This window comes from Shewanella sp. 10B (assembly GCF_023475885.1).
Classification (GTDB): Bacteria; Pseudomonadota; Gammaproteobacteria; order Enterobacterales; family Shewanellaceae; genus Shewanella; species Shewanella mangrovisoli.
The window spans coordinates 429198-449976 of the sequence record NZ_JAMDJO010000003.1; the positions used below are offsets into that span (position 1 = coordinate 429198).

Below are 20779 nucleotides of genomic sequence, written 5' to 3' on the forward strand. Positions count from 1 at the left end.
TAGTATTCAAAATGCGGCAACACAAACGGCATAGTTGGCACTATTAGCATAGCTGCGAGAACTATAGCCGCTGGGGGCGACAGAGATAATGCCAGCCAAGAATTCGGTCTCATTGACAGTACTAGACCAAGAGTCAATCGTCGAGCTCCACTGCGCACGTTGATAGGCGGCGCGACTCTCGCCGTACCCATAGAGAGTATTTAACTCCTGCTCCGTTGGCCTGCGCCAATTATCTTTATCGGCAAACTCGAGTGAAGCCAATTTTTGGCACCAGCGGTCAAACTGACCGTCGACGCCAACCTTGGCCTCATTACCCTTTGCCGCTTCGGTGCCGGGTAAGATGACGCCTTTACCGTCCTGACGAAACAGGGCGTATTCGCCTCGGCTCGGGCCAAATACAAACTCCTCCTGCACGTTAAACGTCATCGCATAGCTATCGCCACTGTTGTTGGCATCATCTTGCTTAAGATAACCCAAGGCGTTCATCACGGCGATGGAGGGCGAACTGCTAAACCATTTCGTCTGGCGATCGCTTTTATCGTAAAGCGCTTTGATTTTTAAGCAGTTGGTTGATGCTAGAGTGCGGTCGTTATTATCGAGGCCGCCATCAAAGCTAGTATCGATTGGCGTACCTTCGACGTGGCCACACAGGGGGATGTGTTCTTTTTGGCGACATTCTGTCAGTAAAAACAACAGCACTATGGCACTGCTGAACATGGCGATTTTAGTGGGATTAATCATCACAACAAACCTTAATCCAGTTTTGATAAAAAGACAGTACAGCTAATCCAGAATTCCCTCCCAGATCAGCCTTAAGTGATTGGCTCCATTAGGCTATAGCGCTTTAACCACGGCTTCCTGCACCAACAGTTGGTCGTTCTTGTAAACCAACAGCTCACCTATGGGTCTTTCTTCGGCGCTCAGCACTATCACATCGCAGACATAGAGATAGGGGCCGCTTTTAAACTGGAAGGAATGATTACCGCCGTTACCATCGAGAACTAACTTCCCCTTTTTGAGGACTAAATCAGGTTTCTCGCTCATGGATTTGCCTTTTGCCCAGGCGGCATAACGGTATTGCTGACGGTCGAGGGCATCGACACGTATGATGAATCGCGCGGTTTCCCACGCCAGCTCTGGGCTAGCAAACTCGCGCACACTCTCGTGTAGCATCGCTTTTTGCTGCGCGATCAGTTCATCCCTTAACTTGGTTTCCTCAGGGCTTTGGTAGTTAATACCCGAGATTTTGCCATCGAAATCCAACCAGACACTGCCGTGATCGAGCATAATGCCGCGCCAGCCCATAGTCTCCCAGTTGTTCTCTGTGGTCGAATTGGCAATTTGACTCAGCAACTTACTATCAAAGACTTGCTGAAACCTCGTCAGCAATTGCTGTGGATTTTGCACATCGGGGAGCGGGTATTCCCGCTGGAGGGGATAAGAAATTTGCTCGGCAATCGCCTGACGATCACCCGCCTTGGCCGCATCAATCAAAGTTTGCACCTGCGGCACGTATTCCGCCTCTAAGGCAGCCAGAACCTGGGGTGCAGTGCTAAGACTCCCCAGCAGCAAGCCCGTATAAAGCCCTAAACACGAGAGTCGATTAACCGCTGAAAAACCTTGATAAAACGGGCGACAAGACATGATTTATTCCTTTAAAGTCAAAAACATCCAAATTAAGACTTGGCAAGGATACCATAGCAAAGGAGGGATAAACATAAACAATCCCACCCAAGCTGATGTGATGTAAGCCGAATCACAGCCTCGCTAGCAGCACCTTAAGCCAACAGCAAACTCGAGACTATCGCTACCGCCACCGACATAAAGATCACCCCAATCACCCCATCGATAATAGGCGTGAGTCGTTGCAGCTTTTGCTGCACCTTAGCTTTTGAGAGCATCAGCGCCAGAAAGCCAAACCAGAGCAGTGACAACACAAATAACATCAACGCGGCGGCAAATTTAATCACGGGTGTCACGCTCGGGGTGATCAAGGCGGAGAACAAGGTTAAGAAAAACACTAAGGCTTTGGGATTCAATAAATTGGTATAAAGCCCCCTAATAAACCCCTGTTTAGCTGATAAAGCATTTACCGCGCCCGCCATGGGTGTATCAGTGCCAGTATCAGCTGTCGTTGTGAATCCAGAGGGATCTGCGCCCTCGCCGTTCAATACGGTTTTGGGTTTACTGAAAAAGGCGACCGCTGCCTTAAGCGCGCCAAATCCCATCCACGCCAAATACGAAGCGCCCAGCAATTGCACTAACAGATACAAGCTATGGGAGCTTTTAATCACTAAGCTGACGCCAGTTAAACTCAAAATGGTATGGGCTAAAATCGCCACCGATATTCCCGCCGCCGTGGCGACTGCGGTGTTTCGCGGCTGTGACGTAGCAATCTTCACCATAATGGCGAAATCCGGCCCAGGGCTGACTAAGGCTACACAATGAATAACGGCTAAGGTGACTAACAGGGATACATCCATCAATAGGGCTCCGCAAAACAGATAAGAACGCCAGTATGCCCAAGCCTGTAGCATCTGCATTGTAAGAAATTGCACGCGGCTAATTTACCGCGACAAATTATACCAATCGTATTAAAGCATGCGCCGCTGAAATTGGACGGGTGAGAGTAAAAAGGCCTGCTTGAACGCCTTATTTAGATGACTCTGGTCGAAAAAGCCTAATTGCTGCGCCACATCCGCTACTAAGGCGCCATGGGTTAAGGACTTTTTCGCTAACTCTAATCGCACTCGCTTCAGGTAGGCGTGGGGTGTCATCCCAGTCGCCAGTTTAAATTGGCGTAAAAACTGAAACTTACTCAGATTAACCTCATCGGCGAGCACCTCAAGCTGAGTGTTTTGCCACGGCTCATCGTGAATTTTCTGTTTGATGCGATTTAGCTGTTGCCATGATAACCCCCTATCCTGCCGTAAATTCAGCATTCCCGTGGGATGGCGCATCAATAACAGCTGCATAAAGTTCAGCAGGTGCGACTCGGCCGCCAGCTCAGAGCATTGACCTTGAATGAGTACATCATGTAGCTGGATAAAGTATTGATATAACGCAGGGTCATCTACCATGGGCGCATTAAAGAAATGGGCCTTGAGCCCCATTTCTTGGCTAATGCTGTTCATATACTCTACGGGGATCGACATCACCTTAACCCGATAACCTTCGGCGTCGCGGCTTTGTCCATCGTGGGTTTCATCGGGATTGAGGGTCGATAGCCCATGTTGCCCTAACTGATAACGACTGCCTTTATTGATAAATTGCTGCGCCCCTTGAGTCACCACGCCTAAGTGGTAATCCAGATGCACGTGTTTATCAAAACTGAAATGCGTAAATTCCGCCTGACTCAGTTCTATGCCCGAGAGGCTGGGATGGCGCCAGTAATTGATATTTTCAACGGGAGTCACACGGCTCATAGGGCAAGCTTAATCTCACAGGGCAAAGACAACTTTAGATATTACTCATTCTAGCCGCCGAGATCTTGGTCGGAATAGTAAATTATTGCAGCGCCCTCCCCAAAAATGCAAAACGCCCGAATGCGGGCGTTTTGTGAAAACCAACATGCTGGATTAGTGCGAATGACTGCCGTGGCCGCCTTGCGCCTCAATGGCATGGCCTTCGCTGTTATAAAAACCACTGCTACCGTGTTCGATAAAGCCTTGGTTGATCATCTTGGCGATAAAGGGGTCGGACTCACTGTCGCCCACGTCAGCAAAATCAATATCTTGATAATTCTGGGTTAAAGCAGCGAATGCTTCGTGGCTGTAAGGCTCAACCTTGAGCAACTGATAACTTAAAACTTCACCTAAATTAAATTGCTGTGGCAGTTCAATGCTGGCAATCCAGTCGAGCTGGCTGTCCAAGCCATTCACCTTACCCGCAAAGCCTTGAGCCGCAAAACAAGGCAATTGTTTTAGCTCAGTTTTTGCCAAGTTAGCAGGCAATGCCGGAGACACTACATGGTACAACTGATCGCGGTCGTGCTGAATATTTAGCGCCCTTAAGTCACCCTTGCGATAGGTGACTGAGCGTTTTTCCACGGGGAAATAACGCACATATTCGCCATTGGGTGCCCATTGTTCAAATGTGGTGTTATCCCGTTGAATAATAAAATCTTGTCCGTCTCTTAGCAGTGTCATCTGCCAGCTTTGCCCCTTAGCATTGGTGACTTGGTACTGGGCTTTTAAATGGCTGGCCTCAAGTGTTGCGCATTGTGCATTGGCCTGATTGGCAGAAGCAGCGCTAACGGGAGTGGCTAAGGCCATTACAGGGGAGGCTAATGTCGATACCAGAGTGACTAAGAGGAGTTTGTTCATGTTATTTCTCACTTACACGCTAATTTTATGACTCGCATTACTGACTAACGTCTTTACAGACAGTTAGATAAAAGCCGATGGCAGGACAACCCACCATCGGCATTTGGCTTATTTCGCCGCCATTGCAGCTTCCGCTTTCGCGACTAAGTCTGCCGCACGGTTCATCACGTGGAAGATATGGTTTTGTTCAACCGTACCTTGAACCAGATCCGAGCTTGGGCCACGGGCAAAAATCGCCACGTCTTCACCCGCATGGGTTTCATCGCTTAATGGCACTAGGGCTTCTTGATGGAAACCAGCACTTTGTGTATCTACAAAGTTCAAGTCCTTACGGCCTGAATCCACTGGGAAGTTATAACGCTCATCGCCACCCGTCGCTAATGACGCATAACCCATACCGTTGGCATAACCTACTGTCGTGTAAGGTAAACCGTTAGCATCGGTTGAGTTAGTCACTTCGGCGATACCGTTCGCATCGTTACTCTTCACCAGACCTAGGATTGGGTTACCACGGGTTGGATAACCTGCGATGGTAAACACATGGCTGTGGTCAGCCGTCACCATTAACAGAGTGTCGTTTGCCGAGGTTTTTTCCATCGCAACACGAACTGCTTCAGATAGCGCAACTGTGTCGTACAGGGCACGAGCGGCGTTACCGGCATGGTGCGCATGGTCGATACGACCCGCTTCGACGATCAGCACGTAGCCTTTGGTGTTTTTCTTCAGAATATCAATCGACTTGGCGGTCATTTCTGCAAGCGATGGCTCACCCGTTACGCCCGCTTCGGTGCGGTCGTAGTCGTATTCCATATGGGATGAGTTGAACAGACCCAATAAATGGTCCGTGCTCTTCACATCCACATTGAGGAAGCCATCTCTGTCTTGAACGTAAGCCGCATTAGTGTACTTAGCTAACCATTCGGCAGTTAGATCGCGACCATCGTTACGCTTGCCCGCTTTACCTTCTGGATCAATTAAGGTTTTTGGGATAAAGCTGCGGCGACCACCGCCCATCATCACGTTTAAACCATTGCCATAGTTAAAGTCGAGCATTTGCGCGGCGATGTCTTTACAACCATTGGTCACGGCTTCTGCTGGCAGGTTTGAGTCAGCTTCCCAGTCACGCTCTGGCACGTGGGCATAGGTTGCCGCAGGTGTGGCGTGGGTTAAGCGCGCCGTAGTCACCACACCAGTCGACATACCCGCCATGGCGGCCAGTTCCAGTGATGTCACTAAGTTTTGATCTTTAGTCGATGCGCAGTTAGCACGCACTACGCCTTCGGCCTGTGAAATCACGCCCACATCGGTTTTCACCCCAGTCATCATCGCCGACATAGTGCCCGCAGAATCTGGTGTTTGACCATCGACGTTATAGGTCTTAGATAAACCGACGTAAGGCAAGGTTTCGAAAGATAAAGAGTTTTCCTCACCCGTCTTGCCCTTTAATTGACCTTCTAAAATACGCGCTGCAGTGATAGTCGAGACCCCCATGCCATCGCCGACAAACAGGATCACGTTTTTCGCCGCGCCCACATCGTTGTTAACGCTCAGGCCATCGGCCTTAGTCACACGAGCCTGTGCATCGACATACCATTGGTTGACTGCGGTCCAGTCTTTACCGTCGCTGCCATTGGAACCGTTAGAACCATTCGAACCCGGCGTACCTGCCGCGCCGTTGTCACCATCGCTACCACATGCAGCTAAACCCAGCATGGCAGAGATTGCGAGTACCAGTAATTTCTTATTCATTTTTAACTCCAAAAGTGAGAACTGTAGGTCGCAGCCGACCTATTAGTACTTAGTGCCGCCAAGCTGCTGGGCTTGGTTGATAATGTGGAAGATCACGTTCTGCTCAATCACGCCCTGTACCAGATTCGAACCTGGGCCCATTGCGTGTAAGCTGATGTCTTCACCGGCGTGTGTCTCACTTTCCATTGGGATAAGTGCTTGTTGCATGAAGTCTTTATCTTGAGTATCGACTGAGGTTAAGTCGTCACGCACGCCAACCACAGCACCTGGGCCGTTAGTGTAGGCCAGCGTGGTGTAAGGCTTGCCGTCGTTAGCGAGGGCTAACGAACCATCCACATCGTGGACTAAACCTAAAATCGGGTTACCGCGTTTTGGGTAGCCTGCAATGGTAAATACATGGCTGTGGTCAGCTGTTACCATGATCAGGGTGTCATCGCTGCTGGTTGCATCCACTGCGGCTTTCACGGCGTTAGATAACTCAACCGCATCGGTCAAGGCGCGGCTAGCGTTGCCCGCATGGTGACCATGGTCGATACGACCCGATTCCACGATCAGCAGGAAGCCCTTATCGTTTTTCTTTAAAATTTCGAGGGATTTCGCGGTCATTTCAGAAAGTGATGGCTCACCACCAACGTCATCGGCACGGTCCGCTTCGTATTCCATATGGGATGGGTTAAAGAGGCCAAGTAAGTGATCGGTATTGGCGGCATCGATAGCATCGAAGCCTTTTTTGTCCCACACGTAAGCCGCTTTGCTGAAGTTTTCGACCCACGCTTTAGTCAGGTCTTTGCCGTCTTTACGTTTACCGGCTTTGTTCTCACCGTCAGTGACTTCTTTCGGCAAGAAGTAGCTGCGACCACCACCCAGTGCCACGCTGAGTGAGTTGGCCTCATCGCGCATCACCAGTTGGCTGGCGATATCGGTACAGCCATTCGCAACAGCTTCGGCTGGCAGGTTAAAGTCGCCTTCCCAATCACGTTCTGGCGATTTTGCGTAAGTCGCCGCCGGAGTCGCGTGAGTTAAACGAGCAGTCGTGACAATCCCAGTCGATAAGCCTTTAGCATTAGCAAGATCAACCAGAGAAACTAACTCATTACCTTTAGAAGACAAACAATTACCACGTAAACTGGTGTCAGAAATCGAGATGATACCGGCTTTGGTTTTTACCCCAGTCGCCATGGCGGTCATGGTACCTGCCGAGTCGGGCGTTTGCTGGTTAGTGTTGTAGGTTTTCACTAACGCCGTGTGAGGAAACTGCTCGAAACTTAAGAAGTTTTCTTCACCGCCTTGGTTACCCGTTTGCTGCTGTCCTTGCAGAATACGGGCGGCAGTTAAGGTTGAAATACTCATGCCGTCGCCGACAAAAAGAATCACGTTTTTAGCTGTTTTCTTGGTTTCAACCTGCGCTTTAGCCGCAACATTGGCTGCGCTGTCTTTAAACCACTGACTGTCAGTTTGAGTTGCGGGTAAGACTGCAGCGTGGGCTACAACCGTCATTAAACTGCAGGAGATAGCTGCAGCGATCCGTTTAATATTCATCACGTTCATCACCGATTTTATTATTGAGTGTATGAGGGTATTCCCTTAAGAGGCGCCCACATTTTCAATGCTTTATATGACGAACTGGCGTGATTTTAATGGCGTTTTTATTGCAGCAAGATGTCGAAATGATTGCAGTAAACAGAATAGAAAACACTAAGTTTATCCTCGTTGCGGAATAAACTTAGCGTATCGGCTGGTGCTAGCAACGGTCACTCAAGAATGCTCACTCAAGTTTTAGAAACGATAACTGACACTCACCCGCACCATGCGCGGCTCAACAGGATGATAATGCAAGTCTTCCACACCTTCTGCTGGCTCACCCGCTAGACGAGACTCGTAGAAATAATCGATATCGTGGTCTTTGCTATCAAATATATTCAATAGCTCGAGCTTAGTATCGAAGCCCGATATCTGATAACCCAGGGCAAGGTTCACTAAAGTCGTGTCATCGGCTTTATGCTCATCAAAACTATCGAGGATCCGCTCGCCTAAATATCTCAGCCTGACACTGGTATACCAACCATCGCCATCGGGACGGTAGGTAATGCCTGCACTGCCAACAAAGGGCACTGCACCATCGACATATTTGCCTTCATAGAGTTCATTCTCGGTAAAACGGGCACGGGTCCAGGCCAGTTCCATATCTAAGCTCAAATCATCGTTAAGCCAATAATAGGCTGTGACTTCAACACCGTAACGCTCAGAGGCGCGGCTTGGTTCGGTATTGCCCGCATCGCCGACGAAGAGTAGTTCAGAGTCGAGCTCCAAATACCAAAGCGCCGCCGAAAAGTTAATAAAGTCGCGATCATAGTATTTGACCCCAAACTCGCCGCCATTGGAGCGGACTAACAAATCGACCTTTTCAACCGGAGCGCCCGTAACAGGGTCGACCTTAATGGTCGCACCGCGGGCATCGTTAGAATGCAATCCCTGCCCCGCATTCATATAGAGTTCCAGATTATCGTTCACTAGGTAGGAAGCGCCCGCCTTTAAGCTCAACATGCCATCGGAAGCATCGCCGCTATTGAGGGGATTATCACTATCGACCTGCACATCGAAATAGTCGTATCTCAAACCTAAATTTAAACGCCATTGGTCAGCAGGCAACCACTCCAACTTGCCAAATAATCCCGTAGAGAGTTCCTGCACTTCATCGAGCCTCACAGTGCTGAGGCGTTCCCGTGCTTTAGTGTTATATAAACCCACGGCACCAATATCGTCGTAGCGCACATCGGCACCTAGGCTGTAATTGATTTGTGTCCCCGCCAGACTCATCTGCCAGTCGCGTTTAATATCACCGCCCCAAATGGTGCGCTCATCGACCTGCTCAAATTCATCGCCATTGATGGGATCGTTTAAGAAGTAAGTAAAGTTTGAAAACAGATCCATGGTCGAGCGAATGGCATAGGCATTGGCCTGCCAGTTGCCGGCGTCATAATTCGCCGAAATGCTGTAACGACTGGCCTCACCGCCCACATCGGTGTCGAGTGAACCGTAAAAATCAATCAGCCCAGACTCCACCGCCCGCGCAGGAATTTGATCCGCCGAATTCCAGCTATTGTCGTAGGCCATCATGGTGAGGCTAAAGTCCCCGCCATTGAGCTTGGTAAGATAGCGGCCTATCACATTAATCTTGCTGACATCTTCCTTTATATCACTCCAAGGGCCATCGTAAGCCTGCAATTCTGTCCCTAAAATAAATCGGCCGACCTCGGTCTTCATATCCTGAGTGGCCACCAGCCGTTGATAACCGTATTCCCCTATGGTCAGCCCAACTTGGCGATAAGCGAGTTCATCGGCGAGCAGAATTTGCGCCGCACCCGCGCCAGAAAAGTCCGCCACTTCAGGATAATAAGCTCCTTTGGCGTAACGGATTTCCCCTAATAACTCGGGAATTAAAAAGTTAAGATCCGTATAACCTTGACCATGGCCGTGGGTACGCATATTGACCGGCATACCTTCGACACGGGTATTAAAATCTGTGCCATGGTCTAAGTTAAAGCCGCGCAGAAAATACTGATTCGCCTTACCCGAACCACTGTGCTGAGTGACGATCATTCCGGGGACAAACTCGAGGATCTCCCCCGTGCGCAGTAGCGGGCGACTCTCGATTTCCGCCGCACCCACTATCCCTTCCGACGCCGACGTACTATGGCCTAAGGTATTAATTTGCCTGCCACGCACTTCTAAACGCTCAATATTATCCGCGCTGTCGGCCATGGCTAGGTTTGATAAACCACAGAGGGGTAATAACCAAATACCTGATAAATAAACTTTGGCTCGCTTTCCTGCTACTGTTTGGAGCGACTTCATTTTTCCTTCCCGAGTCAACGAATTGATGACGCGGATTTAACGCTGTCTTCACAGATAAAAAGCGGATCGAGCTCAAACTCTGCTGAATAAAAAATCACCATCAGCAGTTATGTTTCAAATTTATGTGCCACATCGCACGTTATTATGAGCAAAAGGACAAAATGTCCGTATCGAGATCACAGTTATTACCTGCTTCGCGCCACTCGCGCCATTGCTTCGGCCATGGAGGCAATCGACAAGAGGTAAAAATCCCTGAACCGAAAAAGTAGGACTAGCTATACTTTAAGCAATTAAAAAGGTTAAGGATGCCGTATGGAGACACCTAGTCACGCCGAGGGAAACATGGCTTATCTGTTAAAGATGCTGCTGGGGATATCATTGAGTCTAGCCTTGTGCTTGCCAATTAAGGCGAACGACAACACCAACACCGAGACACTCACCACAGGCAATCTGCCCACTATCACCATGGCGTTTTATGAAGATCCCTCCGATAACCTGTATTTTCGCTGGGGCGAATTAATTTATACCGAGGCCTTTGCTCGCCTAGGTTATCAATTTCGTTATCAAGTGGTTCCGCCCATACGCGCCAGCATGATGGCCGATACAGGGAAAGTCGATGGGGAACCCGCCAGAGTATTTGCCTACGGGTTGAAATATAAGAATTTAATTCGTGTAGAAGAACCCATACTCGAAAGTAAACTCACCGCCTATGCCATCAACCCCAATATCCAACTAACGGACTGGGGCTCACTGCTCAATCATCCTTACCGAATTGAATATTATCGAGGAATTTTCTATATCGAGCAGAAACTTGAGGGACTAGTGCCAGCGGATCGGCTGACCACTTCCTCTTCCCCCATCAATTCCTTTCGTCGTATGCAGCGAGACAGAATCGATATCTACATAGATACCGAAGCAATTGGGGAAAACGTATTGCAACATGCTGAATTCCAACACAGTAAAATTCACCCCGTGGGCGAGTTGGAGGAGCTCATCAGCTTCGGTTACCTGCATAAACGCCATAAAGCGCTGGCAGTGAAACTCAGCGCGACCCTCAAACAAATGAAGCAGGAAGGTCTGTTCGAACGCTACAAACAGCAGGCCCATACTGAAATCGACCAAAGCATTGCCCACGAACAATAGGTAACTCGCTTATAAATTACAGTATTTCATTTGGTTAACTTGAAAGTGCTTTAGCCTTTGCTACAGTCATACTTAATTCTGCGAAATAGGGAGACCAAATTAGTTAATTATGGGGACCACTATCGCCTACTGCGATAAAGACTATCCAAGGAACAGATGAAAAACCAACAGGTTAATAACCATCTTCAACTTAACATGCGTCTATCTTTTCCTCGCCAACCTAGCCATGGCGCTAGGAGTTCAGGATGAGTGGCAAGTTAAGGCAACTCATAGGGACATTGCAGCAACAGTCGCGCTCTACCGTTGCTAAGGTACTGTTGATTATTGGCATGTTTATCGGGATCTGTATCACCCTCGTTGTCCTCGTCTATATTCAGGGCAATATTTTTGATGGTGTGCGCACCTATGTCAGGGGCGAAGGACTCTGGGCCAAAGCGCAAAAAGATGCCACGTTTTACCTTATCCACTATTCCTACAACAAAAACGAAGTCGACTATCAGCGTTATCTCGCGGCAACGGCTGTGATGCTAGGCGACAGGCAAGCTCGCGAGGCCCTACTCGCCTCGCCAATCGATGAGTTAAAGGCCAAAGAAGGCTTTATCCAAGGTTTGAATGATGAAAGGGATACTGAGTCTTTAATTTGGTTTTTTCGGCATTTTAACCGCACTCACTATATGCAACGGGCTGTAGAGATTTGGACCCTCGCCGACGAAAGATTTAGCACTATGATGTTATTGGCAGACTCGATGCACAATGAGGTTTCCCTATTTGGTGGCAGTCCACCAGACCTTAGTCAATATCGCCAGCAGCTTATCCAGTTAAATGAAGAACTACTCAGTTTAGAAATTGAATTCTCCTTAGTGCTTAGCGAAGGCGCTCGCTGGGTAAAACGCATTACCTGGTTAATCAGCTTAGGAGTCGTCTTGCTCTTTATCAGCATAGGTATTTTGGCCAGCAGGCAGATCATTCGCAACATTGCAAAATCTGAAAAACAGCTATTAATCAGTGAGTCACGATTTAGCAGCCTTAAAAATTCCGACACCATAGGCATTATTTCATGGCAGCTCGATGGCACCATCCACGATGCCAATGATCATTTTCTCAATATGTTAGGTTTTGACCGTGAAGACTTAGCCGCGGGCCTGATCAACTGGCGCTCACTCACGCCACCAGAGTTTGAGGCAAGGGATAACATCGCGATTGCCGAACTTATCGAACTTGGCCACTGTCATCAGTATGAAAAACAGCTTATTAGTAAAACGGGTGCCCACGTCCCTGTCATGCTAGGTGCAAGCTTTTTAAATAGCAGCACCCAGGAAGGTGTCGCCTATTTTATGGATTTGACCAGCAGTAAGCAGGCCGAAGATAAACTGAGACTGGCCGCAACCGTGTTTAATGCCAGCACGGACGGCATCATAATCACAGACCCGCTGATGAGTATTATCTCTATCAATCAAGCATTTACCGATATAACCGGATTGACTGAGCAGAGTTTACATCAAGATGCCTCACGCTTTATCAATACGGGGCATCCGAATGAAGATGCCTATCAGGCCATGTGCAATCTGCTACAACAAGGGGAACAATGGCAGGGTGAGCTTATCAAGGAAACCGCATCGGGTTATCTGCCCTTAAGTATGCGGATAAACACGGTAAGGAATGAGCACAACCGACTGACTCACTTCGTAATTGTGATAACCGATATTTCTGAGCGCAAAGCCGAAGAAGAACATTTACGCCACATTGCCCACCACGATGCCCTCACCAATCTTCCTAATCGGGTGTTATTCCATACCAAATTGGAGCAGGCGATCGTCCATGCGCAGCGATCCGATGGGATCTTTGCCATTCTGTTTCTCGACTTAGATAACTTCAAACCAGTCAACGATGAATTTGGCCACGATGTCGGCGATAAGTTATTGCAGGAAGTGGCGAAACGGCTCACAGGCAGCATTCGGCAAATCGATACTATCACTCGTCTCGGCGGTGATGAGTTTGTGATTCTGTTGGAACACTTACCCAATGAGGAAAGTGTGCCCATTTTGATCCGCAAAATCACCCAAGCACTCACGGCACCCTACATTATCCATAAACATAAATTGCACATCGGGGTGAGCATAGGCTCGGCTATTTATCCCTGCCACGGCACCGATGCTAAGAGCCTGATCAACTATGCGGATCAAGCCATGTATGTGGTTAAAAAAGCCAACAAGCTGGTGCAATAATCTCTGTCACATCTCAAATATCACCATTGACCTTAAGGTCAATCCCACATATAAAGAACGTAAATTAAGCACTTAGAGCAAACTCATGGAAAGAGGCATTTTAGTTCGTTGGAACGATGAAAAAGGGTTCGGGTTTATTCAACCGGAACAACAGGGTAAAGACGTCTTTATCCATATTACCGTGCTTAAACACATGGCGAGAAAACCTCAGGTTGGCGATAGCATTCTGTATCGCACCGAAGTACAAAACGATGGCAAAGTGAAAGCCATCAAGGCCTCTATCGAAGGGGTCGCCGTCTTAGCTAACACCAGTAAAAGCCCACGCCGCAATGCAAATCCCCCGAGTCGCTCCCTATCAAATACCCTGCTGCCACTGTTATTAATCTTTGGCATCGGAATATTTGGTTTTAAAAAAAATACCGAGTTAAATGCCACTCCTGTATTAACCAACGCCGACATAGAGCAAATGCCTATATATGAGTCCTCCCCTGCTAAAACTCAATTTCGCTGCGAGGCAGGCAAAACCCATTGCAGCCATATGCGCTCCTGCGCCGAAGCCACGTATTACATCAATAACTGTCCGAACACCCAAATGGACGGTGATGGCGATGGGATCCCCTGCGAGCGCCAATGGTGCAGTAAGTCTTTGTTTTAATATGTATGAAGGCGATATAACGGCTCTGACTCAACACCAAATAAAAACTAAGTCGCTCAGTTGAAAAGCTCAGCACGGCTTATGCTTCACCTGTCAGCTCTGAGTTCATTTAGCCGTTGTAGTGTAGTAACCTTGGGATGGTTATCCCCATCAGTTTGTAAGCGGTATTCCACAGGACACTCCATGCCTAACGCCCAAATCCATACCATTGAAACGTCCGAGCAACTCGACGCGCTATTAAAGCAATATGCGGCAGTTTTACTCCTCTTTGGGGCGCCAAGCTGTGGCGTGTGTCAGGTCCTTAAGCCTCAGATTGCGGATTTGTTGGCGAGGGAGTTTCCCAAAATGGTGCTAGCGTATATCGATTGTGAAGCCCAAGGTGAGATTGCCGCCAGCTACCATGTCTTTAGTTTGCCGGTGGTAGAAACGGTATTTTACGGCAAAAGCTTTGGACGTTTTTCGAAGGTGTTTTCCCTCGGCGAACTTAAAGGGGCGATTGCCCGCCCCTATGGATTAATCGATGAGAACCAGCCTTAGGTTAGCGCTATTTTTGTAACTGTCTAAAGCCACAGTACTGAATAGGTTTGCCTTACCGCTGCAACCACAACATCCACCTTTCGCTAAATGAGCGCTTATAAATCAGCTCCATAACTCACCTCCACCGAATAACCTTCATCCTGCTTGATAAAATCGACAAAGTTTTTGATGGTGGGTAAAGCATCTTCCCTATGGTGGGAGACATACAGTAATTGGCTAAGATGATGCCCGGCAATCATATCCAAAGCCCGCATCACTAAGGTGCGATTGATAAAGTCGAGCCCTTGGTATGGCTCGTCCAAAATCAACAATAACGGCTGTTTAATCAAGGCTCGACCTATGAGCAATAGCCGCTGTTGGCCGTAATCCAGTTTTTTAAAACCTGTGCTTGCAAACTCGCTCATATGCAATATCGCCAACCATTCCTTAGCCAGATCCAATTGGGGTTTAGTGGGCTTGTGATACAGGCCAATGGAATCGTAAAAACCCGACAACAAGACATCGAGCGCCGAGCAACTGACGCGGTACTGTAAATGCAATGCCGACGACACTATGCCAATCCGTTGTTTAATCTGCCAAATACTCTCGCCGCTGCCACGGGATCGGCCAAAGAGGGTAATATCGTTGCTGTAGCACTGGGGGTGGTCGCCCAAAATCAGCCCGAGTAAGGTACTCTTACCACAGCCATTGGGGCCTCGCACTTGCCAATGCTGGCCCGCACGAATCCGCCAATTCACCCCTTTAAAAATCAAGCCGCTGACATATTCGACCTTGCCGTTTTTAATGTCGACTATGGGATCAAACGCCTCGGCATTGTGGCGTTGACGCTCCATCAATGCCAAGAGTTCGGCGCTGCGGCTAGCCGAAAGCGCATTAAGCTGCGCCATTACAGGATGTGTTTGCCACTGTTCAATCGACATGGGCGCGCTCAGTTGATGCACATGCTGACCCGATTTGAGCATATCGCTATTAAACAGCGCCACATGGCTAATACAGGGCGGCAATTCTTCTTGGCGTGAGGTGATAATGAGTAGCTGCGTATGTTTAGCAACCTCCACCAACAGCTGCGACAGGCTAAGCTGATGTTCTATATCCAGCCCTGCGTAGGGGTCATCTAAAATCAGCAAGTTGGGCTCAGTTGCCAGCGCCCGCGCCAACATCACCCGCCGGGTTTCACCGGTCGATAACTGCCGAAACCCGCGATGCTTTAAATGCGTTAATTCGACTTTCTGTAAAATGGGTGTCAAGTGTTCATCGTGAAGGCAGCATTCCAGCACCAGTGACTCGACCGTCGAACCGTAATCGAGTTCATCCTTTTCTAATTCCCGCTCCAGCAGCGCCTGTTGCAAACCGAGAGACACCCAGCCAATTCGCGCGGGCAAGCCGGTAATTTGCCCCGCATCGGGCTGAATATCCCCCGCCAATATTCGCCCAAGCAGTGAGCCGCTATAGCTGTCGGTCGCAAAAATCGCCCAATGCTGCCCAGGCATTAACTGCCAATCTTCAACCACTAACAGTTCATTACCGCGGCCGTAGCGCAATCCCTTAACGGCTATCGCCTGAGAGTCTGTGGTGTGATGCTGCATTGAATACGTCCTTTGGGGTGATTTTTATCCAAGTCTAACAAGCTGTTATCGTTTTTGTCCCTTCGACTTTATGCAAAGGGATAGATATAAACAGGGATCAGGGGCGTAATTTGATATACAACTCACCCTCGCGAATTTGAATATCTTCGACGCCGTCGGCAAAGGCATTCCAAAAGCCTCTGTCGCCGAACTCACTGACAAGATTGACATTCTTCATATTGCCTAGCCAAGCGTTAGGAATAGGCACGCCCATCAAGCTTACGCCCACTAAAGACACACTCGGGCGGCGATTGGCATCGAGGTGGATATCAAGTCCGGCATTGACCCGTAAAATTTCCCCCGCCATCACAGGAAAGTCCCTTGGGATCGGCACGAGGATTTTGGCACTGGCTAAATTATCTGAAAAATCAATGGCAATGCGCTGGGCAAAGTCAGGGTTGCGGCCAATAATGGCATTGACCTCACGCTCGCTAAAACTCACTTGCCGATCTTCAGCGCGCTCGCGGTAGGGCTCGGGTTGTAAATCGTCACTCGAGGACGACTTAGCCGAATCCTTGGTATGAGTCGAGGCCTTACGCTCTGGCTGCCAACCTAATTGACTCAGTTTATCCTCAAGCTTGGCCTCTTCTTTGGTTGATAAACTCACAGGCGTCAACGGTTTAGGGAAGATATAACTGCGAACTACAAAAAAGGTAATTCCCACGGTGAGCACTATGGTCACCAGTATCATCAACAAGACTTGAACACCGGTAAACCCCTGTTGCCGCAACCCCAAACTAATGGGCTTACGTGAGCGGTACTGTGGCCTTGCCAAATGGGGGCGAGATGTTGAGAGCATATTCGTTTCGCTGCAAAGAGATTTCCCCCGATACTACTTGGCTAAGCGGCATAAGGAAACGCCTAAGGCCAACAAGCGAGGTCTTCAGCGAAAACTCATTTCAAGTTAAGTGAGGATAGAAAGATAAAAGTCCACCCATGCACAGGGCACGGATGGACTTATAAGAGCTGAACTCACGGGCGATAAAACCCAGAGTCAATGCCGCTTAGATATCGAAGCGATCGGCGTTCATCACCTTATTCCAGGCTTTGATAAAGTCTTGCACGAATCTGTCTTGTCCATCTTGGGCGCCGTACACTTCAGACACGGCGCGCAGCTCTGAGTGCGAACCGAAGACTAAATCGACGGGGGTCGCGGTCCATTTCAATTTACCGCTCTTACGGTCTTGCCCTTCGTAGATGCCTTCTTGCTTCTCTGACTTGCTCCACTTGGTCGACATATCGAGCAAGTTAACGAAGAAGTCATTGCTTAAGGTGCCAGGTTTATCGGTAAACACCCCGTGTTTCACGCCAGCGCTGTTGGCGTCTAAGGCACGCAGACCACCCACCAGCACAGTCATTTCCGGCACGGTCAGATTGAGCATGTTCGCACGTTCAATCAGCATCTCGGCGGGAGAATGGCTGCTGTCCTTCGAATAATAGTTACGGAAACCATCGGCGGTTGGCTCAAGAACCGCGAAGGATGACACATCGGTTTGCGCCTGAGTCGCATCCATACGTCCTGGAGTAAATGGCACAGAGACAGTCACACCCGCCTCTTTCGCAGCCTTTTCGACCGCCACGCTACCACCGAGAACAATCACATCGGCCAGCGAAACCTTCTTGCCACCTTTCAGTGAACTGTTGAAATCCTTTTGGACTTTTTCCAATTTAGCCAGCACCTTAGCTAACTCTTTAGGATTGTTCGCCTGCCAGTTCATCATAGGCTCTAAACGAATGCGCGCGCCGTTTGCGCCACCACGCATATCGGTACCACGGAAGCTACTGGCCGAAGCCCATGCGGTTCTCACCAATTCGGGGACCGTTAAGCCAGAAGCCAAGATTTTGTTACCTAAGGCTTTGATATCGGCGTTATCGATTACAGGGTGATCAAGGGCTGGGATCGGATCCTGCCAAATCAACATTTCCGCTGGTACATCGGCACCTAAGTATCTTGCCTTAGGTCCCATATCGCGGTGAGTTAACTTAAACCACGCCTTAGCGAAGGCCAGCTCAAACTCTTTTGGATTTTTAAGGAAACGAGTGGTGATCTCGCGATAGCTTGGATCTTCCTTCAGTGCGATATCGCTAGTGAACATAATTGGCGCATGGCGCTTGGATTTATCATGGGCATCCGGTACTAAGTTAGCCCCTTTGCCATCTTTAGGGATCCACTGAATATGGCCTGCTGGGCTCTTCGTTTGTACCCAATCAAAACCATAGAGGTTTTCTAAATACTGCATAGTCCACGCCGTTGGATTCACTGACCAAGCGCCTTCTAAACCGCTGGTAACTGTATCTTCCGAGTGGCCTTTACCGCATTTGTTTTTCCAACCTAAACCTTGCCCCTCAACACCCGAAGCGGCGGGATCGGCACCGACACATTTAGAGGGGTCATGCGCCCCGTGTGCCTTACCAAAGGTGTGACCACCCGCGATCAGCGCCACGGTTTCTTCATCATTCATCGCCATACGGCCAAAGGTGTCACGGATTTCCTTCGCCGAGGCTAATGGATCTGGCACACCATTCGGGCCTTCAGGGTTAACATAAATTAAGCCCATTTGGGTCGCGCCCATTGGCTTAGCCAGTTCGCCCTTTTCATTGCGGCGTTTGCTATCGAGCCACGCTTTCTCTGAACCCCAGTTCACCTGTTCCGCTTCCCAGTCGTCGACACGACCACCGGCAAAACCAAAGGTTTTAAAGCCCATAGACTCCAGCGCCACGTTACCCGTAAGCACCATTAAGTCGCCCCACGAAATCTTGCTGCCGTATTTTTGTTTGATCGGCCACAGCAGGCGACGCGCCTTATCTAAGTTCACGTTATCCGGCCAGCTGTTTAATGGCTCGAAACGTTGCTGACCACCGGCGGCACCACCGCGGCCATCAAAAATCCGATAAACACCCGCGCTGTGCCACGCCATACGAATAAAGAAAGGACCATAATGACCATAGTCTGATGGCCACCAATCCTGAGATTCAGTCATCAGGGCTTTGATGTCTTTTTTAACGGCGTCGAGATCTAAGGATTTAAAGGCTTCGGCGTAGTGATAATCACTACCATAAGGATTTGATTCAACTGCATTTTGACGTAGCGGGCTTAAGTTTAGCTGTTCAGGCCACCAAAATTGATTACCCGTGACTTGCTCTTGTGCGATAGCGGTGCCACCAAATGCCAACGACATAGCCAAAGTCAGCGCTGACAAGCTTGGAATAGTGCTTTTCTTCATGATAATTACCTATTTCTTCTCGTTAAGGACATATCTGCCTGCACAGATGTGTGTCGTTTGTTTGCTGCATTAGGGCAAACATCAACCCCATGTCTCGTTGTGTAAATCTCGGGTAATGCATGAAACCGTCACCACAATCGATGTCAGAAAGTGTAGTGATGCGTGCTAACTATATGAAATGATTAAAATCGATGATTGGAATCGCCAAAATAGATTAACGATTGTTAATTTATGAAAGGATTATCAAAATACCGGCTTACGGCAATCCATGCGGTATCAGGTTTACAGCAAATAAGCCGTGACTTTACGGCCGTACCACCACTTAGGCGTAACTGTGATAAAATGGCCGCCGTTTTCTGTTAACTTCGACAAGGTATTGCAATGAATCCCATTATTGCCATCTTAAAAGAACACAATGTCACTGATGCAAAAATTGACGAGCTTTTTCAAGCGTTAACCGATAATCCTCTTATGGCGATGGGCATTATTGGTCAGCTCGGGATCCCGCCCGAAAAACTGCAGCAACTGATGGCGTTGGTAATGCAAAATCCTGCGTTAATCAAAGAAGCCGTACTCGAGCTAGGTCTCGATTTCGCTAAGGTTGAAGCCGCTAAGGCGCAGCTACAAAAGTAATATCTCCCTGTCCACGGGCTAAAAAAGGTAAAGCGATGTTCGCTTTACCTTTATCTCCTATCCCACGCTGTTACATAAAGATATAAAAACCTTATCGCCCCTCGCGGACAATCTTTGCTAGAGTGTTGTGACATGCCATAGTGGTTAAAAGTGACAGAAAGGAAGCAAGATGCGCCCACATACTCCCCTATTAGCACTACTATTGCCCGTATTGTTGCTCGGTTGCCAAGAGCAAACTCAGGCGCAAAATCCGCCGAGTGTGGAACCCGCCGCGCAAAGCTCTGCCAAAACAGACACTGCACAAACAAGCGCAGCTCTAACTGACACGCCCCAAAAAGTGACCACCGAAGAAAAGGCGGTCACTGTGGATAAGCGCGATAGTCCGCAGCTTCATAGTTCTGCCGACAAAGGTTTTATCAAGCCAAGTATTTCACCACAAGGAGAAGGCGTAATGCTGCAAGGCACTGTGAGATATATGAATTTAGAAGGTGGATTTTGGGGCATCATCGCCGACAACGGTCAGAAAATCTTGCCGAAAAATCTGCCACAGGATTACCGCAAAGACGGATTACGCCTCAGTTTCACCGCGCAGGAAATCACAGGCATGATGACCATTCAGCAGTGGGGTACACTGTCGAGTTTGAGTGACATCACGGTTATCGGCCAAGTGGAGAGTCAATCGGCGGATCCACGACTCTAACAAGCGTTGGCCTGAGCGTGAGTCGCAATCGACACCCAAAAACTCAGGCCAAACGTATTGAACATCTAACATCCAGCATCGAACAAATAGTATCCCCTCGTTCTGGCA

General features: G+C 48.8%; 17 protein-coding genes. 6 read left to right on the top strand and 11 right to left on the bottom strand.

Going from position 1 to position 20779, the window contains the following annotated elements:
- Positions 1–6: 6 nt before the first annotated feature.
- The 8 genes from M0415_RS14150 to M0415_RS14185 all read right to left on the bottom strand — a co-directional run bounded on the left by M0415_RS14150 (position 7) and on the right by M0415_RS14185 (position 9929).
- Positions 7–741, bottom strand: coding sequence for an Lcl C-terminal domain-containing protein (locus M0415_RS14150; RefSeq protein WP_249556236.1), 735 nt, complete (start codon positions 739–741; stop codon positions 7–9).
- A 93-nt stretch (positions 742–834) separates the two neighbouring features.
- The gene (locus tag M0415_RS14155; RefSeq protein ID WP_249556237.1) at positions 835–1644 is read right to left on the bottom strand and encodes a hypothetical protein; all 810 of its coding nucleotides are present in this window, start codon (positions 1642–1644) and stop codon (positions 835–837) included.
- Between the two features lie 134 nt (positions 1645–1778).
- Complete coding sequence (locus tag M0415_RS14160) at positions 1779–2483, bottom strand: LysE family translocator (protein WP_249556238.1); 705 nt, start codon at positions 2481–2483, stop codon at positions 1779–1781.
- Between the two features lie 111 nt (positions 2484–2594).
- Positions 2595–3425: an AraC family transcriptional regulator gene (locus tag M0415_RS14165; RefSeq protein WP_249556239.1), complete on the bottom strand. Its 831-nt coding sequence runs from the start codon at positions 3423–3425 to the stop codon at positions 2595–2597.
- 153 nt (positions 3426–3578) lie between these two features.
- Positions 3579–4325, bottom strand: coding sequence for a hypothetical protein (locus M0415_RS14170; protein WP_249556240.1), 747 nt, complete (start codon positions 4323–4325; stop codon positions 3579–3581).
- Positions 4326–4433: 108 nt separating this feature from the next.
- Positions 4434–6074: an alkaline phosphatase family protein gene (locus tag M0415_RS14175; RefSeq protein WP_220053898.1), complete on the bottom strand. Its 1641-nt coding sequence runs from the start codon at positions 6072–6074 to the stop codon at positions 4434–4436.
- Between the two features lie 42 nt (positions 6075–6116).
- Positions 6117–7613: an alkaline phosphatase family protein gene (locus M0415_RS14180; protein ID WP_088210392.1), complete on the bottom strand. Its 1497-nt coding sequence runs from the start codon at positions 7611–7613 to the stop codon at positions 6117–6119.
- Positions 7614–7850: 237 nt separating this feature from the next.
- Complete coding sequence (locus tag M0415_RS14185) at positions 7851–9929, bottom strand: TonB-dependent receptor (RefSeq protein WP_425383187.1); 2079 nt, start codon at positions 9927–9929, stop codon at positions 7851–7853.
- A gap of 312 nt (positions 9930–10241) precedes the next feature.
- On the opposite strand from M0415_RS14185, the gene M0415_RS14190 reads away from it, so the two are divergent.
- From M0415_RS14190 to M0415_RS14205, 4 genes are all read left to right on the top strand, one after another.
- Entirely contained in the window at positions 10242–11072 is an 831-nt protein-coding gene (locus M0415_RS14190) for a substrate-binding periplasmic protein (RefSeq protein WP_249556241.1), read from the top strand.
- Between the two features lie 245 nt (positions 11073–11317).
- On the top strand, positions 11318–13297 hold the full coding sequence (locus tag M0415_RS14195) for a sensor domain-containing diguanylate cyclase (RefSeq protein ID WP_249556242.1): 1980 nt from the start codon (positions 11318–11320) through the stop codon (positions 13295–13297).
- Positions 13298–13382: 85 nt separating this feature from the next.
- Entirely contained in the window at positions 13383–13952 is a 570-nt protein-coding gene (locus M0415_RS14200; protein WP_249556243.1) for an excalibur calcium-binding domain-containing protein, read from the top strand.
- A 183-nt stretch (positions 13953–14135) separates the two neighbouring features.
- The gene (locus M0415_RS14205) at positions 14136–14489 is read left to right on the top strand and encodes a thioredoxin family protein (RefSeq protein ID WP_249556244.1); all 354 of its coding nucleotides are present in this window, start codon (positions 14136–14138) and stop codon (positions 14487–14489) included.
- Positions 14490–14584: 95 nt separating this feature from the next.
- Here M0415_RS14205 and M0415_RS14210 read toward each other — a convergent pair whose 3' ends face one another.
- The 3 genes from M0415_RS14210 to katG all read right to left on the bottom strand — a co-directional run bounded on the left by M0415_RS14210 (position 14585) and on the right by katG (position 19338).
- Positions 14585–16075, bottom strand: coding sequence for an ATP-binding cassette domain-containing protein (locus tag M0415_RS14210; RefSeq protein ID WP_249556245.1), 1491 nt, complete (start codon positions 16073–16075; stop codon positions 14585–14587).
- Between the two features lie 97 nt (positions 16076–16172).
- The gene (locus M0415_RS14215) at positions 16173–16913 is read right to left on the bottom strand and encodes an arginine N-succinyltransferase (RefSeq protein ID WP_220056558.1); all 741 of its coding nucleotides are present in this window, start codon (positions 16911–16913) and stop codon (positions 16173–16175) included.
- A gap of 205 nt (positions 16914–17118) precedes the next feature.
- Positions 17119–19338 (bottom strand): catalase/peroxidase HPI, encoded by a 2220-nt coding sequence (katG, locus tag M0415_RS14220; protein ID WP_249556246.1) that lies wholly within the window; start codon positions 19336–19338, stop codon positions 17119–17121.
- 381 nt (positions 19339–19719) lie between these two features.
- Between katG and M0415_RS14225 the strand changes: the two genes are divergently transcribed.
- Both M0415_RS14225 and M0415_RS14230 read left to right on the top strand, forming a co-directional pair.
- Positions 19720–19971: a DUF2999 family protein gene (locus M0415_RS14225; RefSeq protein ID WP_249556247.1), complete on the top strand. Its 252-nt coding sequence runs from the start codon at positions 19720–19722 to the stop codon at positions 19969–19971.
- Positions 19972–20140: 169 nt separating this feature from the next.
- Complete coding sequence (locus M0415_RS14230) at positions 20141–20671, top strand: hypothetical protein (protein WP_249556248.1); 531 nt, start codon at positions 20141–20143, stop codon at positions 20669–20671.
- Positions 20672–20779 lie beyond the last annotated feature (108 nt).